Origin of the sequence: Nonomuraea sp. NPDC050404, assembly GCF_040655495.1 — a bacterium.
Lineage (GTDB): Bacteria > Actinomycetota > Actinomycetes > Streptosporangiales > Streptosporangiaceae > Nonomuraea.
Window position 1 is genome coordinate 246,200 of record NZ_JBFAKB010000017.1, and the last position, 21,251, is coordinate 267,450.

The 21,251-nt window shown below is 72.1% G+C and carries 14 protein-coding genes; 4 read left to right on the forward strand and 10 right to left on the reverse strand.

What is annotated here, in order from left to right; genetic code table 11:
• The first annotated feature begins 96 nt into the window (after window positions 1-96).
• Complete coding sequence (locus AB0I81_RS39585; RefSeq protein ID WP_360668208.1) at window positions 97-1,245, forward strand: acyltransferase; 1,149 nt, start codon at window positions 97-99, stop codon at window positions 1,243-1,245.
• On the opposite strand, the gene AB0I81_RS39590 is transcribed toward AB0I81_RS39585, so the two are convergent.
• The 5 genes from AB0I81_RS39590 to AB0I81_RS39610 all read right to left on the reverse strand — a co-directional run bounded on the left by AB0I81_RS39590 (window position 1,172) and on the right by AB0I81_RS39610 (window position 9,068).
• Window positions 1,172-5,362: an alpha-(1->3)-arabinofuranosyltransferase family protein gene (locus AB0I81_RS39590; protein ID WP_360668210.1), complete on the reverse strand. Its 4,191-nt coding sequence runs from the start codon at window positions 5,360-5,362 to the stop codon at window positions 1,172-1,174. The genes AB0I81_RS39585 and AB0I81_RS39590 overlap by 74 nt on opposite strands.
• Window positions 5,359-6,453, reverse strand: a complete 1,095-nt coding sequence (locus tag AB0I81_RS39595) for a glycosyltransferase family 4 protein (protein ID WP_360668213.1) — start codon at window positions 6,451-6,453, stop codon at window positions 5,359-5,361. The genes AB0I81_RS39590 and AB0I81_RS39595 overlap by 4 nt, the downstream gene beginning before the upstream one ends.
• Entirely contained in the window at window positions 6,450-7,268 is an 819-nt protein-coding gene (locus AB0I81_RS39600; protein WP_360668216.1) for a glycosyltransferase, read from the reverse strand. The genes AB0I81_RS39595 and AB0I81_RS39600 overlap by 4 nt, the downstream gene beginning before the upstream one ends.
• A 13-nt stretch (window positions 7,269-7,281) precedes the next feature.
• Window positions 7,282-7,416, reverse strand: coding sequence for a hypothetical protein (locus AB0I81_RS39605; RefSeq protein WP_360668218.1), 135 nt, complete (start codon window positions 7,414-7,416; stop codon window positions 7,282-7,284).
• Window positions 7,417-7,526: 110 nt separating this feature from the next.
• On the reverse strand, window positions 7,527-9,068 hold the full coding sequence (locus tag AB0I81_RS39610; protein WP_360668221.1) for a hypothetical protein: 1,542 nt from the start codon (window positions 9,066-9,068) through the stop codon (window positions 7,527-7,529).
• A 122-nt stretch (window positions 9,069-9,190) separates the two neighbouring features.
• Here AB0I81_RS39610 and AB0I81_RS39615 point away from each other — a divergent pair, with 122 nt between their 5' ends.
• Window positions 9,191-11,020: a hypothetical protein gene (locus AB0I81_RS39615; protein WP_360668223.1), complete on the forward strand. Its 1,830-nt coding sequence runs from the start codon at window positions 9,191-9,193 to the stop codon at window positions 11,018-11,020.
• On the opposite strand, the gene AB0I81_RS39620 is transcribed toward AB0I81_RS39615, so the two are convergent.
• Window positions 11,021-13,198: an acyl-CoA dehydrogenase gene (locus AB0I81_RS39620; RefSeq protein ID WP_360668226.1), complete on the reverse strand. Its 2,178-nt coding sequence runs from the start codon at window positions 13,196-13,198 to the stop codon at window positions 11,021-11,023.
• A gap of 92 nt (window positions 13,199-13,290) precedes the next feature.
• The gene (locus AB0I81_RS39625) at window positions 13,291-14,142 is read right to left on the reverse strand and encodes a hypothetical protein (protein ID WP_360668229.1); all 852 of its coding nucleotides are present in this window, start codon (window positions 14,140-14,142) and stop codon (window positions 13,291-13,293) included.
• A gap of 497 nt (window positions 14,143-14,639) precedes the next feature.
• On the opposite strand from AB0I81_RS39625, the gene AB0I81_RS39630 reads away from it, so the two are divergent.
• Complete coding sequence (locus tag AB0I81_RS39630) at window positions 14,640-16,070, forward strand: AMP-binding protein (protein WP_360668232.1); 1,431 nt, start codon at window positions 14,640-14,642, stop codon at window positions 16,068-16,070.
• A gap of 18 nt (window positions 16,071-16,088) precedes the next feature.
• On the forward strand, window positions 16,089-17,162 hold the full coding sequence (locus tag AB0I81_RS39635) for a trypsin-like peptidase domain-containing protein (RefSeq protein WP_360668235.1): 1,074 nt from the start codon (window positions 16,089-16,091) through the stop codon (window positions 17,160-17,162).
• Window positions 17,163-17,282: 120 nt separating this feature from the next.
• Here AB0I81_RS39635 and AB0I81_RS39640 read toward each other — a convergent pair whose 3' ends face one another.
• The 3 genes from AB0I81_RS39640 to AB0I81_RS39650 form a co-directional block, all read right to left on the reverse strand.
• Complete coding sequence (locus AB0I81_RS39640; protein WP_360668238.1) at window positions 17,283-17,816, reverse strand: OmpA family protein; 534 nt, start codon at window positions 17,814-17,816, stop codon at window positions 17,283-17,285.
• Window positions 17,800-18,396 (reverse strand): hypothetical protein, encoded by a 597-nt coding sequence (locus tag AB0I81_RS39645; RefSeq protein ID WP_360668241.1) that lies wholly within the window; start codon window positions 18,394-18,396, stop codon window positions 17,800-17,802. The genes AB0I81_RS39640 and AB0I81_RS39645 overlap by 17 nt, the downstream gene beginning before the upstream one ends.
• Before the next feature lie 74 nt (window positions 18,397-18,470).
• On the reverse strand, window positions 18,471-21,251 hold the full coding sequence (locus tag AB0I81_RS39650; protein ID WP_360668244.1) for a BTAD domain-containing putative transcriptional regulator: 2,781 nt from the start codon (window positions 21,249-21,251) through the stop codon (window positions 18,471-18,473).

Genomic DNA, 21,251 nt, shown 5'->3' on the forward strand with positions numbered 1-21,251 from the left:
GTGCGTCACTGGCGGGCAAATCACCGCAACCAAATCGATAGAAACAAGTTCTATCGTGGTTGACCCGGTGAGGGAAAGTCGAAAGCGGGAGCTGGGATGAAGAGCAGGGACGCCGCGCTCGACGGCATCCGCGCGATCGCCGCACTCGGCGTCTGGCTGCTGCACGTCGGAAGCAACACGGGTGTGATGTACCGCGAGGGCATGCTCCCCTGGATGATGAGCCGCCTGGGCATCGCCGTACCCATCTTCTTCCTCCTGTCGGGCCTGCTGCTGTATCGCCCATGGGCGCGCGCGGTGATCGAGAATACGCCACGGCCGAGGCCGCTGCGTTACCTGTGGCGCAGAGTGATGCGCGTCATGCCCGTCTACTGGCTGGTGACCGGCCTGGCGCTGTGGGCGTGGAGCGGGTTCGACTGGACCGGGTGGCTGAAGTGGATGTCGCTGACGCAGAACTTCTTCCAGGACGACCCGGCGCCCGACGGGCTGTACCAGATGTGGACGCTGCCCATCGAAATGTCGTTCTACCTGCTGCTGCCGGTGCTGGCCTGGCTCCTGCACCACTGGGCGGCGCGCGGCGGCAACCGGCCGGTCCGGCTGCTGGCGGGCATCGCGGTGCTGCCGCTGATCTCCGTGGCCACCGTGGCCGTGTCCAGGACGCTGGAGCTGCCGCAGCTCGCGCTGACGCTGCCGTACCACCTGGTCTATTTCGCCTGCGGCATGGCCATGGCGGTGTTGTCGGTGTGGATCGGGCACAGCCGCGTGATCGACTCGATCGCCCCGCACCTGCTGGTCCTGGCGGGCCTGCTGTACGCGCTGCTGAGCACGGCACTGGCCGGGCCGCGCACGCTCACGCTGCCGACCCTGCCGCAGTCGATGTGGCGCCTCACCCTGGAAGCGGCGGTGGCGGTGCTCCTGGTGGCGCCGTTCGCGCTGGCCTCCCGGCCCGGCTCGCTCAGGAACCGGGTGCTCGGCAACCCCGTGTGCGCCTATCTGGGCCGCATCTCCTACAGCTTCTTCCTCTGGCACGCGCCGGTGATCACGCTGCTGCTCAAGCTCACCGGCGCCCAGCCGTTCGGCGGCGACTTCACCAGCGTGGCGGTGATCTCGTTCACGGCGACCCTGCTGCTCAGCGTCGGCAGCTACCACCTGATCGAGGTGGCCGCGCTCAGGCTCAGCCGACACCGGTCAGCACCTGCCTCTCCGCCGGGAGCTCCGGCTCGGCGGCCGGTCGTGCCGGCTCCGTGACGAGCTGGCCGAACAACACGCCCACGGCCGCCACGGCGGCGAGCTGCGGCGCCTCGTCCATCAGCACCGGCACGTCGATCCCGTAGTCACGCAGCACCCAGGCCACCGCCAGGCAGAGCGTGGCCACGCCGAACGCGCCGGCCGCCGCCCAGTGCGCGGGCAGCTTCCTGGCGCGCAGCAGGAGGGTCACCAGGAAGGCGGTGAGCACCGCGATCATGCCGGGCCAGTTCGCCACCCAGCCGCCGAACGCCAGGGCGAGCACGACCACGTACGGGGCCCGCAGCCGCGACAACCTACCGGCCGAGGCGGCGGCCGTCTCGCGCACGTGCTCGGGGCGCGGCCCCCGCATCACCAGGGCGGCCGCCGCCAGCAGCGCGATCCCGGCCAGGCCGAGCAGCAGCGCGAGCCGGTAGGGGCGGTCGGGCAGGTAGTCGAGCCTGACCGTCCCCGAAGTGCCGGCCGGCAACTCCCAGCCCTGCTTCCAGCCGTCGATCCGTACGGGTTTGAGCGTCTCGCCGCCGATCTGTGCCCGCCAACCGGCGTTGTGGTTCTCGTTGACGACGAGGAAGGAGTCCTTGGGGGCGTTCACCATCACCTCGCGCACGGAGGTGTCCCAGGCGCCGCGCACGGCCGCCCCCTCCACGCCGCGCGGCTCGTCGGGCAGCGCGCCGACGACGAGGGAGTCGATGGTGAAGGCGTCCCAGCCGGCCACCCGGACCCGGTTGTCACCCTCGGCCAGCTCCGCCTTCGAGCAGCCCAGAATCTGCACGGGCCGCTGTTCGAGCAGGTCGGCGTGGGTGCCGGCGACCTTCGTCCGGACGGTGTTGCCGTTCACCTCGATGTTGGGGCCGAGCCCGCAGGCGAGCCTGAGCGGGATGTCGGCGGGCCGCCCCACGACGTCCACGCCGGGCACGACCAGCTCGGTCACCTGCAACCGCTGTGAGTAGGGGACGAAGCGGAGCTTGAGCCGGGAGGTAGTCATGGCCTTGAAGGTCAGGTTGCCCCGCTCGTCCACCCGGCCCGCGCGCACCTGCCCCTTGTCGCCGGTGACGATCACGTCCAGCGACTGCCTGTCGTCGCTCGGGCGGCCGATCTGCAGGCGGGAGATCTTGCGCTCGCCCTTCCAGGCGACGGTGAGCGTGGGCTCGGTGTCGTCCACGTCCGGGACCCAGGTGGTGCTGGCGTCCCCGTCGAACGCCGACCGGGGCGAGACCACGGCGTCCTGGCCGAGCTGGGAGGAGCCGGTCACGGTGGTCAGGTCCGCTCGGACCCGGGTGAAACGGTCGATCAGCTCGGGATCGCTCAGGACGGCCCTTCCCCGCACGTTCACGCTCTCTGCGGACGCCGCGCGGAAAGTGCGGTCGAACCCGGTCTCCTCGCCCCGCTTGGCCAGCGTCACCTCGTTGCACACCCAGCGCTGCTGGTTGCGCATGCAGGCCGGACGCTCGTCGAGGCCCTTGCCCATGACGTACGCGTCGCCGCCCTCGCCGGGCAGCCTGATCGTACGGCCGGCCGTGACCCCGGGGATCGACAACTCGACGATGCCGACGCGCTGCCCGTAGCTCCACTCCCGGGACGCCGTCTCGACCACCTTGAGCCGCACCCAGCTCGTGAGCCCGGCGGGCACGCGCAGCCGCTGCGCCCCCGTGCTCCGGGTGACGTCCTGGACCAGGCTGCCCGCCTCGGTCTCCACGGCCAGCCGCTTGACCGACTGGCCGAGCAGCAGGTCGGGGGCGAACATGACGTCCACGTACGGCAGCCGCTGCTGCTTGGCCAGGTCCACCCGCAACCACTCGCCGTGCGGCGACTTGGAGCCGTCGTTCTGCCAGCCGGTCTTGATGTTGCCGTCCATGGCCGCCCAGGCGCTGCCGCCCGCGGTGCTGATCCCGGCGATCGCGTACGGATCGGCGACCGAGGAGGAGGCGTCGATCTGCGCGATGCCGTCGTACTCGGCCACCGCGCTGTCCTCCAGCCAGCCGTCCTCCAGCAGGTCCAGCTCCCTGACCCCGCCGAAGTCGGCCTTCTTGTCCGCCGTCAGGGTGGGCGACTGGTTCGTCCTGATCTCGCCGAACGAGCGCTCCCGCAGCCGCTGCGCGTCGCTGACCACGGTCGGCGTCTCCCGCTTGCCGGCGTCCCCGTTGACCAGGACCGGGCCGTCGTCCAGCAGGCCGAGGTCACCCATGGCGAGCATCGCGTCGGGCCCGCCGCGCACGGTCAGCGCGTCGGCCGCGGACTGCACGGAGACCGGGTCCGATGCGCCTTCCACCTCGTACAGGTCGAGCGCGGGAAACGCCGGGTCCACCTGGTTCACCGCGTCGTCGGTCTCCCTGTCGCCGACCGGCTCGCCGAACGAGCGCACCTTCCTGATGCCGGGCGACTCGCGCAGCGCCTCATAGATCCGGGACGGCCAGGCGCCCTGGAGGACGGCCCTGTTCAGGTCGTTCCTGACCAGCAGGTAGCGCACGCCCATCCGGCGCAGCACGGCCGTCACCCCGGCCGAGCCGTGGCCCGCCGTGAGCCGCTGGTCGATGGCGTCGAGCAGCCTGGTCAGGCCGACGGAGCCGGGCGGCGTGATCTGCCTGGTGGTCCAGCGCGCGGTGGACAGGGCCTGCATGGGCTCGTCCATCGGGCGGCCCCAGACGTACTCGCCGAACTTCGCGCCCGGCACGATCAGCACGCCGTCGTCGCCGGCCTCGCGGTTGAGCCAGCCGGCCGCCTCGCGCCAGTGGGTGGGCACCTGCCGAAAGTCGCCGGGCGCGGCCAGGCCCTGGTTGAAGACGGGCAGCACGAGCGCGACGAAGGAGGCCACCGCGACGGTACGCAGCGGCACGCGGGCCCGTACCAGCAGATGGGCCAGGCCGAAGGCGAGCGCGAGCCGCAGCAGCGGGTCGAACTTGCGCAGGTTGCGCAGCGGCGCGAGCGGGCCGTCCAGCAACCAGCGCACCGGCTCGGCCACCACCGGCTCCAGCGCGTGGGCGTGCCCCGCGACCAGCGCGACCGTGCCGACCAGGAACAGCGCCACCACGAACCCCTTGGCGGGCAGGTCGCGGCGCGACAGCCCGGCCAGGCCGAGCGCGGCGATCACGCCGGTGACCACGACCATGGTGGCGGAGGTGGCGATCGTGAATCCGGGCGGCTGCTCGAAGACGCCGTTCAGCGGCAGGTAGCGCACCCAGTCGGAGGCGCCGCGCAGGACGTTCGTGAGCGAGGTGACGGCCGTGGTGGTGCCGGCGGTCTCGGTGTAGGGCAGGAACGAGAAGGCGTAGCGGCCCACCAGCAGCAGCGGCAGCGACCAGAACAGGGTGGCCACCGCCACGGCCGCCGACCACCAGCCGAGCAGCCGCCAGCGCGGCACCGGGCGCGGCCTGGTCAGGATGTACAACACGGGCGCGACCAGCACGGCCAGCACGGCGACCGCGTTCACGCCGCCGCACAACGCCACCGCCAGCGCCGACCTGATGGCCCCGCGCGCCCGCTGGCCCGTCTCGGAGGCGGTCAGCAGCGGGATGAGGATCCACGGCAACATCGCGGCGGGCAGCCACTCGATGGAGATCTCGCCGAGGATGGACAACGTGCGCGGGGCCAGCGCGTACGCCAGCGCCCCCACGATCCTGGTGCCCGGCGTGCCGATACCCAGTTGCCTGCCCAGCCGCTCCACGCCGAGGAAGGCCACGCTCATGAGCAGCGTCAGCCACAGCCGCTGGGTGATCCACGGCTCGACGCCCGCCAGGTCGCCCAGCGCGAAGAACGGCCCCATCGGGAAGATGTAGCCGGCGACCTGGTTCTGGAGCTGGCCGAAGTGTTGCAGGTCCCACAGGTGCGCGGCGCGCTCCAGCCAGCCGACCGGGTTGAGCGCCAGGTCCATCTTGGTGTCGGAGATGAGGTTGCCCGGCTTGGTGGTGAAGGCCAGCAGGCCGAAGCCGAAGCAGCACAGCAGCAACCAGAGCCGGTGCCTGGCGGGCTCACCCACCGGCCGCCCCGCGCCGGTGCGCCGCCCGGCGACCAGCTTGTCGGTGGGCAACAACGTCCTGTCCTGAAGCACGGCCCCATTCCGCCGGCCCCGCAGCGCCGCGCCATCCCGCCGGTCCGCCGCGCCGTTGCCCTCGGCTCGGCTCACCGCTCCTCCCAGCCGGGCCCGGGGTCGCGGCCGTGCATCAGCGCGGTGAGGCGTTCGGCACTGCGGTCCCACGAGAACCGCCCGGCCCATTCCCGACATTTCACCGTATAAGTGTGGTCCAGCTCGTCGAGTGCCGCGGCAAGGCCCTTGGCCAGATCGGTGCCGTCGGGCAACAACCAGCCCGTCTCACCGTGCCGTACGGCGTCCCGCAGCCCGTCCACGTCGAAGGCCACCGTGGGCACGCCCAGCGCGGCGGCCTCCAGCACGCTCAGCCCCCACCCCTCGCCCTGCGAGGCGCTCACGTGCAACCACGCCCGCCCGACCAGCCGGGCCTTGTCCTCCTCGGGCAGGTACCCGTGCATGATCACGCCCTCGGGCAGCCGCGCCCGCAGCGCCGCCTCCTCAGGCCCCCTGCCGACGATGTCCACGACCAGGTCGGGCCAGCGCTCGCGCAGCTCGGCCACGGCGTCCAGCAGCAGGTGAACACGCTTGTGCGCGACGAGCCGCCCGAGACAGACGATCCGCGGGACGGCGCTCTTGGCCACCTCCCCGACGGTGGCAACGCTCACCCCGTTCGGCACGATGTGCACGCGCCCGCGCCACCCGAGCCGCTCCCGCATGGCCAGCACCGTGGACGGCGAGACCGCCACGCTCTCGTGCCGCCGGTAGCTCCACCGCGACACCGGCCCCTCCAGGAACCGCCCGAACGCCGCCAGCCACCCCGGCATGTGCACCCCGAACTGCCGGTCGTGCACGTGGTGCACCACACACAGGACCCTGGTACGCCGCCGCACCACCCACGGCGTGAAGAACGGGATCCCGTTCTGGCAGTCGAGCACCGCGTCGAAACGACCGCCGCGCAGCAGCAACCAGCCCAGCACCAATGGATAGACGCTGAAAACCCCGCCCATCCGGACGAACCGCACCCCGTCCACGCTCTCGCGCCGGCTCTGCCCCGGCGCCCGAGCGGTGACGAAGCACACCTGGGAGCCCTCCCGCGCGAAGCGGCGGGCCAGCTCCCAGGCGAAGGTCTCGGCGCCACCCGCCTGGGGATGCCAGGGGTCACGCCAGTTGACGACGGCGATCTTCACGGATACCCGACGGGGTCGAGCGGCGGCTCCCACGCCGGACGCGGGGGATCCGCGGGACGTACCGGAAGGGGGTGGGCGCGCAACCGCAGCCAGATCCGTCCCAGCTCCAGCACGATGCCGAAGGTGTGCCTGGCCGGGGAGAACCGCGAGCCCGGCATGTCGCGCCAGCGCACGGGGATCTCCCGCACTGCCGAGCCCTGCTCCACGCAGCGCGCGAGCAACTCGACGTCGAACGCGAAGCCGGGGGTGCGCAGCCGCGCGGCGGTCTCGCGGGCCAGCACGCCGTCGAAGAACTTGAAGCCGCACTGGGTGTCGCCGACCCCGGGCACGAGCGCGCCGGCCAGCGTCCTGAACCCGTACGCGCCCAGCTCGCGGACCCGGCTGTGCCGGTTCTCCACGTGGGAGTCCCGGTGGGCCCTGGAGCCGATCACCACGCGCTCACCGGACAACAACAGCCCCAGCGCCACATCGACGGCATCGAGGTCGGTGGCCATGTCGGCGTCGCAGAAGCCGACGAAGGGCGCGCTGGTGCCGAGCAGCCCGGCGCGTACGGCGGCCCCCTTGCCGGGGGTCGGGCACTGGATCAGGCGTACGGGCACGGGGCCGCGCGGCCGGCTCCTGATGATCTCGGCCGTACTGTCCGTGCTGTTGTTGTCCACGACGATGACGGCAGTGGGGAACGGCATGCGGGCAAGCTTCGCGCACAGCTGCAGGAGCCCCCCGGGAAGTCGTCCTTCCTCGTTGCGGGCCGGAATGACGATCTCAAGCAGTGGTGGTCGACTCGCCCACTCTTCCCCTTGGGGAGAGGGTGGCATGTTCGGCTCGGGCTTACCGGTCGCCGTAGTTGTAGAGCGGCTGGTTCACCGGCGTGCTGGTGGCGCCGGTGAAGGTGACGGTGGTGACCGTCGCCACGAGGGCCGCCACGGCGACGCCGATCATCGCTGCTAAGAGGATCTTGATCACGGGGTTCCTCCTTGCGCGGGCGTTGGTGCGGGCGTCACTAAACCTAGAACCAATTACTGCTACTCGGAAGTAGCTATGAGAAACTTTAGCAAAGTCACTGATCAGCGTACCTATTCGGGCGAAACCCTCGCCACCGGACCTTCAAATCTGTACAGCCGCAGGTCACCGCTATCGACCAGGGTCCTCGCACTCCGTAGCCACATGCTGAACCGCTGCCGCTCTTCAACTGTCCCCGCGTCGACTATCACGTAGCGAAATCCCGCCTTCGGCAGGTCCGGCGAGGGCCCTTCTAGTACGTGTTCTACCGCCTGCGCACGCGGATCCTCGCTCCCGACGACCAGCCCGCCCACCCGTACGACGTCGTTGGTGACCACCCGCCGCCCCGGCGCCGCGAAGAAGCGCTGCGCCGGATCCAGCACCGCCCGCCCGCCGTTCCACGGGAACTGCCGGTAGGACTCGAACGGCAGCACCAGCACGTCCCCCGCCTCGGGGTCGCGCCTGATGATCTCGCGCGCGGCGGTCCAGCTCGCGGGGTAGGACACGGCGTCCAGCCGCCCCAGCGACCCCCAGGCCATCGTCGGCAGCACCGCCACCGGAACCAGCGCCAGCGCGCCCATCCAGACCCGCGCCCATGGCCCGGACTCGCGCGCCACGTGCCCGGCCAGCACCCCCAGGCCCAGCGCCGCCACCAGGGCCAGCGGCGCGACGAACTGCTGGGCGTCGCGGAACACCCCGAACCCGCCCCACCACTGCACGACCTGCTTGAACGCCTCCCGCCCCGGCCCGCTCACCCCGAGGCACGCCACGCCGAGCCCGATCCCCGCCGACACGGCCAGCGGCTTCCTGTACGGCACGTCCGAGCGCAGGAAGGCGACCACCCCGACGAGGGTGAGCGCCAGCCTGGCCACCGCCCCGAGCACGCTCTCGTAGCCGGGCGGCACCGCGTACATGTTCCAGATCCCGCCCAGCGACAGCAGGCTCCCCACCGCGCCGAACGGCGTGTCCGCGCGGGCCGCGAACGCCTCCACGCCGACCGGGTCGCCGTCGATCCCCTGCGGCCGAAGCGCCGTCGGCACCAGCCACGGTAGGCTGAACGCGCCCAGCAGCGCCACCACCCGCCACCGAGCCATGGGCAACACCGTGATCGCCGTGACCGTCATCGCCGCGAACCCGCCGACCGCCGCGGGCACCATCGCCAGTGCCACGCGCCGCCCCGACCACACCGCCCGCACCACCCAGGGCAGCGCCGCGTACCCGAGCAGCAGCGCCCACTGCCCGATCAGCAGCCGCTCGGCCACGTACGGGTTCCACACGTAGAACGCCCCCGCCACCAGCCGCGGCCCCAGCGACTCCGCGGGCAGCAGCAGCGCCGTCCCCGAGCACCCCAGCACGAAGATGCCCAGCAGGATCAGCTTCTGCACCAGCTCGGCCGGCAACACCTGCGACAACGCGGTCACCACGGCGTCGCTCGGCACCACCCGCGCCGCCCCGCCCGCCAGCCCGAACGTGAAGCGCGTGAACACCGGGTCCGGCACGAACACCATGTCCTGGAGCAGCGCGAATCCCCAGCCCAGGGCGGGCCCGAGCGCCAGGCAGCCGAGTGCCAGCCCGAGGAGGGCGGCGGCGAGCCCGGCTCGGGCGGGGTGCGGCATTCCGACATGACATCACAAACAGGCGCCACTCCCGGACGTCGCGTCCGGGGCGTCACAACCGCGCAACGGCCATTCCGCCGATGACCTTCGCGTGGTTACGCTGCGCCGGGAGGAACGGGGCGATGATCGCACAGGGGGTACACCAGCGATTACGCGGCGGCGACGCCGTGCCGGCGATCGGCCTGACCATGGTCGTGGTGCAGCTCGTCTGGAAGTTCGAGCTGGTCAGGCGGACGTACTTCCGGCAGGACGACTTCCACTACATCCTGCGCGGCCAGGAGAACGCGTTCACCTGGGACTACCTGATGTGGGTGGACGTGGGCCACCTGCTGCCGGGCGGGTTCGGCATCTCCTGGGCGATGGCCCGCCTCGGCGGTTACAACGAGGTGCTGGCCCACACGACGACGATGGCGCTGCAGGCCGCCGCGAGCCTGGCGCTGCTGCGCCTGCTGCGGCTGCTGTTCGGTGCGCGCCCGGCGATCCTCGTGCCGCTCGGCCTCTACCTGGTCACGCCCATGACGATCCCGTCGTTGTCGTGGTGGGCGGCGGTGCTGGAGACGCTTCCGCTGCAGCTCGCGCTGCCGATGGCCCTGTCCTCCCACATCCTGTACGTGCGGCGCGGCCGGGCGCGGCATCTGGCGGCGGCGTGCGCCTGGACGGTGTTCGGGCTGGCGTTCTTCGTCAAGGCCGCCTTCATCCCGGTGCTGATCCTGGTGGTCACCGCCGGCTGGCTGGCACCCGCCTGGATGCGGCTGTGGCGCGCGTGGGCGGCCTACGCGGCGATCCTGGCGGTTTACTCATGGGTCTTCTTCACGGGGCTCTACAGCTCCATCCAGCTCAACAACGCCACCCAGACGCCGCAGCTGCCGGATGCCGGCGTGGCCGCCGAGTTCGCGTGGGTGCTCGGCTCCCGGGGCCTGATCCCCTCGGCGCTGGGCGGCCCGTGGCAGTGGCGGCCGATCGGGGCCGACTACGCCACGGCCGCCCCGCCGGAGCCGCTGGTCTGGGCCGGGCTCGCGGTCGCCGCCGCCGTGGTGGCCGCCTCCGCGCTGTGGCGGCGCCGGGCCTGGCTGGCCTGGCTGACGCTGCTCGGCTACTTCCTGCCGGCCGACGTGGTGCCGGTGCTGCTGGGACGGATCGAACTGCTCGGACCCGAGGTGCTCGGGTACGAGCTGCGCTACCTGGCCGCCACCGCCACCCCGCTCGCCCTCGTGGTCGCGCTGGCCTGCATCCCCCTGGAGGACGAGGAACGGCCGTGGCTGCGCCCGCGCTCGCCGCTGCGCCTCGCCTGGGTGCCGCTGGCCGCCGCCGTCACGGCGGGCTCGCTGTGGTCGGTAACCGCCTACGCCGACCGCCCGCTCGGCGCCACCGCGCGCGCCTATGTGCGTACGGCCCAGCTCGCGCTCTCCCGGGTGCCCGAGGGCACGATCGTGCTCGACACCCACGTGCCGGGCTCGGTCGCCGCCGCGGCCTTCTTCCACGACTACGCCCTGCACTCCAGGCTCCTCGCCATGCCGGACCCGTGGCCGGTGCGGTGGACCAGGCAGCTGTCCGGCCCCGTACAGGACGCCATGGCCTTCGACCGGCAGGGCCGCCTGCGTCCGGTGACCGTCAGGGGCCTCACGATCCCCCAGCGCGGAGCCTGCGTGCCGGTCGGCGCCAAGGAGGTCCGCTTCCGCCTCCCCGCGTCACTGCCGGGGGGCGCGTACACGGCGCAGATCTCCTACCTCAACGCCGCCGGGACCACCCTGTCGGTACGGCTCGGGCCCGGCGTCGCGCGGGTGCCCGCCGGCAAGGACCTGGGCAGGACGTTCGTACGGCTCGACGGTCAGGGCCGGGAGCTGGCCATCCGCGCGACCGGGCCGGACGCCTGCGTCGGGGAGATCAGAATCGGCCGCGCCGTCCCCGACGAGAACGGCGCGGCCGTGCCCCCACAACCTGTGGAGAGATAGTTACTTGCCGGGCTCCGGGTCCCTGGGCAGGCCGAGCATGCGCTCGCCGATGATGTTGAGCTGCACCTCCGTGGTGCCGCCGTAGATGGTCATCGCCCTGGTCGCGAGCACCGCCCGGTTCCAGTAGCCGGCGTCGCCGAGCTTCATGTCGGCGGCGGTCACGGCGGCGGCGCCGAGCAGTTCCACCGCGCTCTCGGAGACGTGCTGGGCGTGGGAGGTGGACAGCAGCTTGCGTACGGAGGCGTCCGCGCCCGGCTCTGCCCCGGCCAGCTGCCTCAGCGTCACCCGCAGCGACAGCGCGTTGATCGAGTGGCCCTCGCAGACCACCTCGGCCACCCGCTGCCGCTCCATCGGCGTCAGCTCCCGCCCCAGCCGGCCGGCGAGCCCCAGCAGGTCGGGCACGGAGGCGCCGGTGCCGCCCGAGCCGGACGACAACGAGACACGCTCGTTGGACAACGTGTTGCGGGCCACCTTCCAGCCCTCGCCGACCTCGCCCACGACCAGGTCGTCCGGCACGAAGACGTCGTCGAGGAAGACCTCGTTGAACAGGTTCTCGCCGGTCATCTCGGTCAGCGGCCTGACCGTGACGCCGGGGGCCTTCATGTCGACCAGGAAGTAGGTGATGCCCTCGTGCTTGGAGCCCTCGCCGGAGTTGCGGGCGATGCAGATGCCCCACTCGGCGACGTGGGCCACGGAGGTCCAGATCTTCTGGCCGTTGAGCTTCCAGCCGCCCTCGACCCGCTCGGCCTTCATCTGCAACGAGGCCAGGTCGGAGCCGGCGCCGGGCTCGGAGAAGAGCTGGCACCAGATCATCTCGCCGCTGAGCGTCTTGGGCAGGAAACGTTCCTGCTGCTCGGGGGTGCCGTACGCGGCGATCGACGGCACCACCCAGGCACCGATGATCATCACGGGCAGCCGCACCTTGGCGGCCTTGAGCTCCTGCGCGATCAGCACCTGCTCCAGCGGCCCGGCGTCGCGGCCCCACGGCTTGGCCAGGTGGGACATCACGAAGCCGCCCTTGGCCAGGGCGCGCTTCTGCTCCTTGCCGTCAAGCTGGGCGATCTCGGCGATCTCGGCCCGGAGCGACTCGCGCAGCTCCTCGGCGCCCTCCGGCAGGTCGATCTCCATCTCGCGCGAGACGCCCTGGAGGCTGAGCCCGGCCACGTCGGCGGCCCACTCGGCCGACGAGCCGAGCAGGGCGCGCAGGGTCAGCGCGCGGCGGTAGTAGAGGTGCACGTCGTGCTCGAAGGTGTAGCCGATGCCGCCGAAGGTCTGGATGGCGTCCTTGGCGCACTGCACGGCGGCGTCTGGTGCCATCACCCCGGCCACGGCGGCGGCGAACTCCAGCTCCTTGCCCTCGGCGCGGGTGGCGTCCCACACGGTGGCGCACGCCTGCTCCTGCGCGACGAGCATCCGCGACAACTTGTGCTTGATGCCCTGGAACTGGCCGATCGGGCGGCCGAACTGCACGCGTACCTTGGCGTACTCGGCGGCGGCCGTGACGCACCACGAGGCCAGGCCCGCGGCCTCGGCGCCGAGCAGGATCGCGGCCAAGCCGCGCACGTCGGCGGCCCGCACGCCGCCCAGGATGCCCTCGGCGGGCACGACCACGTCCGACAGCTCGACCTTGGCCACCGGCCTGGTCAGGTCGAGCGACGGCAGCTCGGTGACGGTGGCGGAGGAGGCGTCGATGAGCACCCACTCCTCGCCGTCGGGCGTGGCGACCGGCAGCACCAGCGAGTCGGCCAGCGAGCCGCCCAGCACGGGCTCCGCGCTCCCGGAGACCACCAGGGAGCCGTCCTCACGGCGGATGCCGCTCAGCGCGCCGGTCAGCGCGACGGCGCCGGTCAGCGTGCCGTCGGCGAACGACTCCAGGTGCTCGGGGCGCTTGGAGGCGTTGATCACGGCACTGGCCAGCACGGTCGGCACGAAAGGTCCGGGCGCCATGCGCTCGGCCAGCGCCTCGACGGCGACGGCCGCCTCCAGCAGCCCGTAGCCCGAGCCGCCGTGCTCCTCGGGCACGTGCAGGCCGAGCAGCCCCTGCTCGGCCAGGCCCGGCCAGAAGGCGGGACGCCCGTCCGTCCCGGCGCGCAGCAGCTCCGAGGGGATGTTCCGCTCCGCCCAGCCGCTCACCGACTCGCGAAGCGCCTCGTGCTCCTCGCTCAACCCGATAGCCATTGCTCATCCTCCAGCCAGGTCCGAGTCATGCCTCACTCGCAGAACCATATTCTAGAGGATGCTTCTGGCCAATCGTGCGGCCCGTCACACTGTCAGATCGGACGTACCTGTGTGGCGAGGGTGTTCAGGTCCGGCCAGTGCTTCTTGTTCGCCTCGGGGATGGAGGCCATGAGCATGCCCGGCTTGTTCTTGCCGAGCTCGACGATCGTCACCATGGCCTGGGCCTCCTGCTTCTTGCCGTCCAAGGTGTAGGAGACCTTGTAGCCGAGCGTCCAGCCCTTGCCGACCGGGATCTTCTTGGAGCCCGTCCACTCGTCGAGGGTGGCGCCCTTGGGGTACTGGGTGCGGATCGTCCAGCGGGCCGCCTCGGTGGCGATCTCCCGGTAGTCGGCGTTCGAGGTGGGCTTCTTCGCGGGCGAGTCGCCCGGGTACATGGCCGAGCCGATCACGGTGTGCGGGATCTCGACCTTGCCGATCCGCTGCGCGATCGAGAACGGCGAGAACGACCTGGCCTTCCACGGCGAGGCCAGCCTCGGGTAGGTGATGCCGACCGTCTTGTCGGTGATGGTGCTGGTGACGGCGGACGCCGTGCCGGGCAGCGTCTTGTACGCCTTGCCCGCCGGCACCGGGGGCAGCACGATCGGCGTCTCGGTCGGGGTCGGGCTGGTCGTCGGCGTGGCGGTCGCCGAGACGGAGGGCACCGGCGCCACGGAGATGACCTCTTCCGACGCGTCCTGGCGGGTGGGCACGTCGCCGGAGAACACCACGAAGACCAGCAGCACGGCCAGGACCGTGCCGAGGATGGCGCCGAACAGGTAGACGGTGTTGATCGGGATGTCGCCGAAGCGGCGGCGGGCCGGCGGGGGCGGAGGTGGCGGCGGGGCCATGGAGGGCGGCGGCTGCAGGTAGCCGGGAGGGGGCGGCTGGCCGGGACCCGGGCCCACGCGCTGCATCGAACCCGGACCCGCGCCCGGCCTCGGACCTTGCCCCGGCCCCTGAGCGGGACCCTGACCTTGGGCGGGACCCGGCCCCTGAGCGGGACCCTGACCTTGGGCGGGACCCGGGCCTTGGGCGGGGCTTTGGGCGGGGCTTTGGGCGGGACCTTGAGCGGGGCTTTGGGCGGGAGCTTGGCCTGGAGCCTGGCCCGCGCCTTGGGCCGGTCCGGGGGCCGGTGCAGGACCCTGGTTCGGGGCCTTGCCGGGCGGCTGGCCGCCCGGCCGGCTCGCGGGCTTCACCGGGCTGGACGGCCCCGGCGCCGGCGGCCTGGAGATCCTGATCGTCTCTTCCGCGGGCATGACGACCTTGCGAAACGGGGTGGTGGGTGATCCATAGTTACTTCTGCGCTCGCCGTCGTCCGCCATGGCCTTGAGGTTACGTCACCTCGGAGCGGGATAATTCCTCTATTCCCCTTGCAGAATCTTATTCTGTAAGGTCTGCCAACATGAGGGGTTTTTACGAGATCGCAGCCGACGACCCTGAACGCCCCGCCCTCCTCGGTGACGAGGGCCTCACCTACGGAGGTCTGCTCGACCGCGTCAACCGTGCCTCGAACGGTCTGACCTCGCGCGGAGCCGGACCGGGCGACTGCGTGGTGACCGTTCTGAAGAACGGGGCCGACGCCTTGACCATGATGCTGGCGACGTACCAGATCGGGGTCTACCTGGTTCCCGTCAACTGGCATTTCACCGCCGAGGAGATCGACTACATCGTCGGCGACTGCGGAGCCAAGGTGGTGATCGCGCCGGACGCCCTGACCGTGGACGAGCTCGTCGCCGGCCAACCGGCCACCGCGCCCGGCCACCGGCGGGCCGGGTCCATGATGCTCTACACCTCGGGCACCACCGGGCGGCCCAAGGGAGTGCGCAGGCGGCTGCTGGACCTGACGCCGGAGGAGCTGTACCCGATCCTGATGCGCAAGAGCTGGAAACACTTCGGGCTGCCGGAGGGCGGGGTGCATCTGGTGCTCTCGCAGCTCTACCACTCGGCGCCGTACGGCCAGGCCATGATGGCACTGCAGCTGGGGCACACGATCGTGGCGCCGGAGCGGTTCGAGGCCGCCGCCACGCTGAAGCTGATCGAGCGGCACGGGGTGACCAACGCGTTCATGGTGCCCACGATGTTCCACCGGCTGCTGGCGGTGCCGGAGCGGGAGTCGTACGACCTGTCCTCCCTCACCCACCTCTACCACGGGGCCGCGCCGTGCCCGCCGGCCACCAAGCAGGCGATGATCGACTGGCTGGGACCGGTGGTCTGGGAGTACTACGGCTCCACGGAGGCGGCCGTGGCGACCATGGTCTCCTCGCAGGAGTGGCTGGAACGGCCGGGAACGGTCGGCAGGGCGCTGGAGGGCATGTCGTTCACGATCGTGGACGAGGACGGCCGGGAGGTGCCGCCCGGCTCCCCAGGGCTCGTCTACATCGGCGGAATCAACCGCTTCGAGTACCACGGCGACCCGGACAAGACGGCCGCCGCCATGCGCGGGCGCGACTACACGCCCGGCGACATCGGCTACCTCGACGAGGACGGCTACCTGTTCCTGCTGGACCGGCGGACCGACCTGATCATCTCCGGCGGGGTGAACATCTACCCGGCCGAGATCGAGGCGGCGCTGCTCGAACACCCCTCCGTCTCCGACGTGGCGGTGATCGGCGTGCCCGATGACGAGTGGGGGCAGAAGGTCGTCGCGCTCGTCCAGCCGGTGACGGGGGTCAGCGGCGGGGAGGAGCTGACGGCCGACCTGCTGCGGCACTGCGCGCCCCGGCTGGCCAGGCTCAAGCATCCGCGGGTGATCGAGTATCGGGAGGCGTTGCCCCGTACGCCGACCGGCAAGCTGAGCAGGCGAAACGTCCGGGAAGCGTATCTTTCCGGCTGAGCTGGGCAGGGACCTCCCATGAGGGAGATCGCCGCGGGACTGGCCGCTGCCGCCGTACTGCTCGCCGGTTGCGGCCCACCTCCCGCCGGAACCCCCACACCGGCCCCCACCTCCGCCACGCCCACGCCTTCTGCGACGACGTCCTCACCGGCGGGTTCGCCACAGGCGCTGGAGGCGGCGTACGAGAAGGTCATCGCGGAGGTGCTGCCGTCCATCGTGCAGATCAACACGAAGGCCGGGCTCGGCTCCGGCATCGTGTTCGACGCGAACGGTCACATCATCACCAACGCGCACGTGGTGGGGCAGGCCACGCAGATGAACGTCACCATCGCCACCGGCGGGGCTCCCCGCCCGGCCAGGCTGGTCAAGTCCTTCGCCGCCGGGGACCTGGCGGTGATCAAGGTGGACAACCCCGACGGGCTCAGGCCGGCCCGCTTCGGCGACTCGTCCAAGTTGCGGGTGGGGCAGATCGTGCTGGCCATGGGCAACCCGCTGGGGCTGTCCGGCAGCGTGACCGACGGCATCGTCTCGGCGCTCGGCCGTACGGTCACCGAACCGCAGAACCCCGGCTCGCCCGGCGCCACCATCGCCGGCGCGATCCAGACCTCGGCCGCGATCAACCCCGGCAACAGCGGCGGCGCGCTCGTCGACCTGACCGGTCACGTGATCGGCATTCCCACTCTCGCGGCCACCGACCCCGACCTCGGCGGCGGCGCCGCGCCCGGCATCGGCTTCGCGATCCCGAGCAACACCGCCACCGACATCGCCCGCCAGATCGTCAAGGACGGCCGGGTCACCAACAGCCACCGGGCCGCGCTGGGCATCCGGGGCAGCACGGTCATCGGCTCCGACGGGCAGCCGAGCGGCGTCGGGGTGGCCGGCGTCGAGCGGGGCGGGGGCGCGGAGAAGGCGGGCATCAGGAACGGGGACGTGATCGTCTCCATCAACGGCAAGGAGACGCCGACGATGGCGGCCCTGGCCGAGACCATCACCACGCTCAGGCCGGGAGACAAGGCCCGGGTGGGGCTGCAGCGGGCGGACGGGCAGACCGCGACGGTCGAGGTGACGCTGGGGCAGCTGCAGGGTGAGTGACGCCAGGACAGCATGACGGCCGCGCGCCGTTCGCGACCCGACCCCAACGCGAGCGGCGCGCGCCGGGCACGCGCTGAGGGGCGGGCATTGTGCGCCGGGCACGCCGCGTGCTTTTCGTGATCACTGCTTGGCGGTGAAGACGATCTCGACGCGGCGGTTCTTGGCCCGGTTCTTCTCGACGGGCTTGTTGTCGACCAGGTTGGGCAGTTTGGGCCGGGACTCGCCGTACCCCTGGGCCTGCAGCGTCGCGCCGCTCGCCAGCAGCTTGCGCATCTCGCCCTCGACCGCCTGCGCCCGCCGCTGCGACAACGTCACGTTGTAGGAGTCCGTGCCCTGGTCGTCGGTGTGCCCCTCGATCTTGACCACGCCGCCGGCCCCCTCGGCCCTGACCTTCTCCGCCACCTTCCCCAGCCGCTCCCTGGCCTTGGCGGTGAGCTGCCACTTGTCCAGCGCGAACAGCACGTCGCTGGTCACCGCGACCGTCACCTGCCGCCCCTGCTTGCTCTCGCTCTCGGTGCCGTCCAGCGACTCGACCTCGCCGATGATGTCCTCGACCGGCAGCACGAGATCCTCGACGGGTCCGGTGGCGTCCGCGGGCGGGCTCGGGGCCGGGGTCAGAACGAGTGCCAGTGCGACGCTAAGAGATCGGAACATCGGTGAACACGCCGATCATCGGCATCTCGACGTTGATCTTCGTGACGTCCGCGGGCGGCGCCGCGAACACCGCGTACAGCGTGGAGGCCGCGCCCTTGTCCAGGAACTGCCCCTGGGTGTCGGAGCAGACGCACTCGGCGTCCTGGCCCGTGCCGTTGCGGGCCACCCGGTAGCGCTTGGCGTTGACCGGGTCGATCAGGGCGACGGCCGAAACCGTGTAGTCGAGCACGCCCCCGCCCATGCCGTTGTGCATGTTGACCTTGCCGTCGGTCGCGGTGATCGTCCAGTTGAGGCTGATGGTGCGGCCCTGGCGCTTGAGCGAGGTGATCTCCGCCCGCGCCGCACCGGACTGGCCGCCGTCGCTGACCTTGACCTCGCGGGTGGCGATCACCGCGGTGTCCTGCGCCGGAGCACTCTGCGCCGGCTGCTCGGGGGCCTCGGAGGTGGGCGTGGGCGCGGGTTCCTGCTCCGCCGCGCTCTGCGTCTGCCGCTCCTCGCCGCCGCCGCCCTGCTGGCCGGGGAGCATGCCGCAACCGGTCAGCGCGACGGCCGCGACAGCCAGCGCGAACGTCTTTCGCATCGTTGTGGTCACCTTCGTTGTCGGGGATATGGCAGTCACCGTAGAGAGGCGACCTTCAGAACGCGCATAGTCGGCTATATCCGCTGACCACGCCGCCTGTGAGCCTCCAGCGTGAGCCGTTCGGCCTCGGCCCTGCCCTGCGCGTCGCCGAGGCGGTCAAACTCTGCCATAGCACGCATAAGCGTCACAACTGCCCCGCCGTGATCGTCCAGGTCAAGGGCGATCTCAGCCTGTACGAGCAGCGCCACCGCCTCCGGCAGCCGGTCGCCCAGGCGGCGGTTGATCCGGAGCCGGCGCTCCACGTGTTCGCGGGCCTGGCCGTGGTTTCCGGCGGCCAGTTGCCGCCTGGCCAGGTCCAGCAGGACCTCGGCCTCGCCCCGCAGGTCGCCCAGGTCCCGGTAGGCGACCAGGCTCCCGTTCAGCGCGGCCTCGTCGGCCCGCAGGGAGCCGAGCGCGCGCAGCGTGTCCGCCCGCCCGCGCCGGTCGCCGGCCTCCTCGAAGACCCGCAACGCCCGTACGAAGGCCCGCTCCGCCTCCAACCTCGTGGCCGGCGTGGCGGCTTGGACCAGGCCCAGCCTGAGCGTGATCCGGGCCAGCTCCAGCCCTTCCACCAGCGGCTGGGCCGCCCGCAGCGCCGCGGCCGCCGCGTCCGTGCGTCCTTCCGCCCTGTGCAGGTCGGCCAGGCCGCGCAGCAGGAGCGCCTCACCGTGCCGGTGGCCCGCCGCCCTGGCCGCGTCCAGGCCGGTCGCCGTCGTCGCGTGCCAGTCGTCGTGGTGCGCGCCCAGCTCGAACAGCGGGGTCAGGTAGAAGGCCAGCCGCCACGCGGCCTCGTACAGACCGGCCCGGGAGAAGTCCTCGACGGCCGCCACCAGGAAGCGGCGCTCGGCGCTCAGCCACCGCGCCCCCTGCCGCAACCACCCCGTCTCCAGGCTGCCGCCACCCTGTGCGGACGGCCGGATGCCGACGGTGCGGCCGGAGCCGGGTTCGGCGGGGAGGAGGGAGGTTCTGGCCTGTCTGGTGCGCTCCAGGATCTCGTCCGCCATGGCCGCCAGCACGCCGGCCGGGCCGCCGTCCTCAGCGGCCAGGCGTTCGGCGGCGTAGAGCCTGGTCAGATCGTGCCATCCGTACCGCTCCTGGCCGGCCTCGTCCAGGCCGCGCGACTGCAGCAGCCCGGCCTCCGCCAGCGGTTCCAGGTCCGCGCCCAGTGCCCAGGGCGCGAAGTCGGTCGCGGACAGCGCACCGAGCCGGCGCAGCAGCCGGCGCTCCCGGTCCGGCAGCCCGCGGTAGCCGAGGGCGAGGCTGCCCCGTACGGCCAGGTCGCCCGCACTGAGCTCGTCGAGCCTGCGCCGCTCGTCGCTCAGCCGTCCCGCCAGGTGTGCGAGTGTCCAGCCCGGCTTCCTGGCCAGCCGGGATCCGGCGATGCGCAGGGCCAGGGGCAGGTGGCCGCAGAGCCGGACGATGCGCAGCGCCTCCTGGGGCTCGGCGCGCACCCGGTCGTGCCCGCTCACCTCGCCGAGCATGGTGACGGCCTCGTCCTGGCCGAGCAGCCCCAGCTCGTACGCCCGCGCCGCCTCCAGCCCGGCCAGCGGAGACCGGCTGGTCACCAGGGTGAGGCTGCCCGGCCCCGTGGGCAGCAGGGGGCGTACCTGGGACTCGTCGGCGGCGTCGTCCAGCAGGACGAGCAGCCGCCTGCGGGCCGTCATGCTGCGGTACAGCCGGATCCGATCGTCCAGTGCGGGCGGCACCGCGCCGTCCGGGCAGCCGAGCGAGCGCAGCAGGTCTTCGAGCACGGCGCCGGGCGGACGGGCGCCCAGCGAGGCGTAGAGACGGCCGTCGGGGAGCTCGGTCGCGGTGGCGGCGTGCACGGCGACGGCCGACTTCCCGCAGCCCGGCGGGCCGTGCAGGACCAGGTGCACGGGCGCGTGCCCCCGCTCGGCCGCCATCTGGGCGATCCAGCCGAGCACCGCCTGCCGCCCGGTGAAGTCGGAGACGTCAGGCGGCAACTCATCCACCGGCGACCTCACCACCCCGTCACCCCAGGGGGCACCGGACTGCTGAGCGGCCCATGCGGCACTGGGGCGCTCGGCAGCACCTGAGACGCCAGGATGCCTGGCGGCGGGGCCGTCGTTCATGGCGGGGCCGTCGTTCAGGACGTGCTGGTGGGCGGCGGCGAGCTCCGCACCCGGTTCCAGTCCCAGTTCCTCCACGAGTGTCCGCCGCGCGTCCTGGTAGGCGCCGAGCGCCTCCGATCTGCGGCCGGCCTGGTGGAGTGCCTCGATGAGGCGTACCCAGGCGCGTTCCCGCAGGGGGTGCGCCCCCACCAGCGCCCGCAACTCGCCCACCACCTCCGCGCCTCTGCCCAGCCGCAGGTCCAGCTCCACCCGCTCCTCCAGCGCGGTCAGGCGCAACTCCTCCAGCGGTACGCCGTGCGCCCGCCGCAACACCGACGACTCCACGTCGGCCAGCACCTGACCCCGCCACAACGCCAGCGCCGCCCCGAACCCGTCGGCCGCCCGCGCCACCTGCCCGGCCGCCCGCATGCTTCTGGCCTCGGCGACCAGCCGCTCGAACCGGTGGCAGTCCACCTCGTCCCGCTCCACGTCGAGCAGGTAGCCGCCGGGTACGGTACGGATCCCATCGACGATCTTGCGCAGCGCGCTCACGTACACCCGCAACACCGACTCCGCCGAGGCCGGCGGCCGGTCGTCCCACACCACGGACCTCAGCCGATCGACCGGCACCTGCTCGCGCGCGGACAGTAACAGCGCCGCCAGCAACGTCCTGTGCTTGGCGGGCCCCGGAGCCTGGCCACCGTCCACGCGCAACGGCCCGAGCACGCCGAACCGCACGTTCAC

What these genes read in the sequence shown, in the direction of transcription:
- AB0I81_RS39585 (WP_360668208.1), top strand. Translation starts at nt 97, where the DNA reads ATGAAGAGCAGGGACGCCGCGCTCGACGGCATCCGCGCGATCGCCGCA.
- AB0I81_RS39600 (WP_360668216.1), bottom strand. Translation starts at nt 7,268, where the DNA reads ATGCCACCCTCTCCCCAAGGGGAAGAGTGGGCGAGTCGACCACCACTG.
- AB0I81_RS39610 (WP_360668221.1), bottom strand. Translation starts at nt 9,068, where the DNA reads ATGCCGCACCCCGCCCGAGCCGGGCTCGCCGCCGCCCTCCTCGGGCTG.
- AB0I81_RS39615 (WP_360668223.1), top strand. Translation starts at nt 9,191, where the DNA reads ATGATCGCACAGGGGGTACACCAGCGATTACGCGGCGGCGACGCCGTG.
- AB0I81_RS39620 (WP_360668226.1), bottom strand. Translation starts at nt 13,198, where the DNA reads ATGGCTATCGGGTTGAGCGAGGAGCACGAGGCGCTTCGCGAGTCGGTG.
- AB0I81_RS39630 (WP_360668232.1), top strand. Translation starts at nt 14,640, where the DNA reads ATGAGGGGTTTTTACGAGATCGCAGCCGACGACCCTGAACGCCCCGCC.
- AB0I81_RS39635 (WP_360668235.1), top strand. Translation starts at nt 16,089, where the DNA reads ATGAGGGAGATCGCCGCGGGACTGGCCGCTGCCGCCGTACTGCTCGCC.
- AB0I81_RS39640 (WP_360668238.1), bottom strand. Translation starts at nt 17,816, where the DNA reads ATGTTCCGATCTCTTAGCGTCGCACTGGCACTCGTTCTGACCCCGGCC.
- AB0I81_RS39645 (WP_360668241.1), bottom strand. Translation starts at nt 18,396, where the DNA reads ATGCGAAAGACGTTCGCGCTGGCTGTCGCGGCCGTCGCGCTGACCGGT.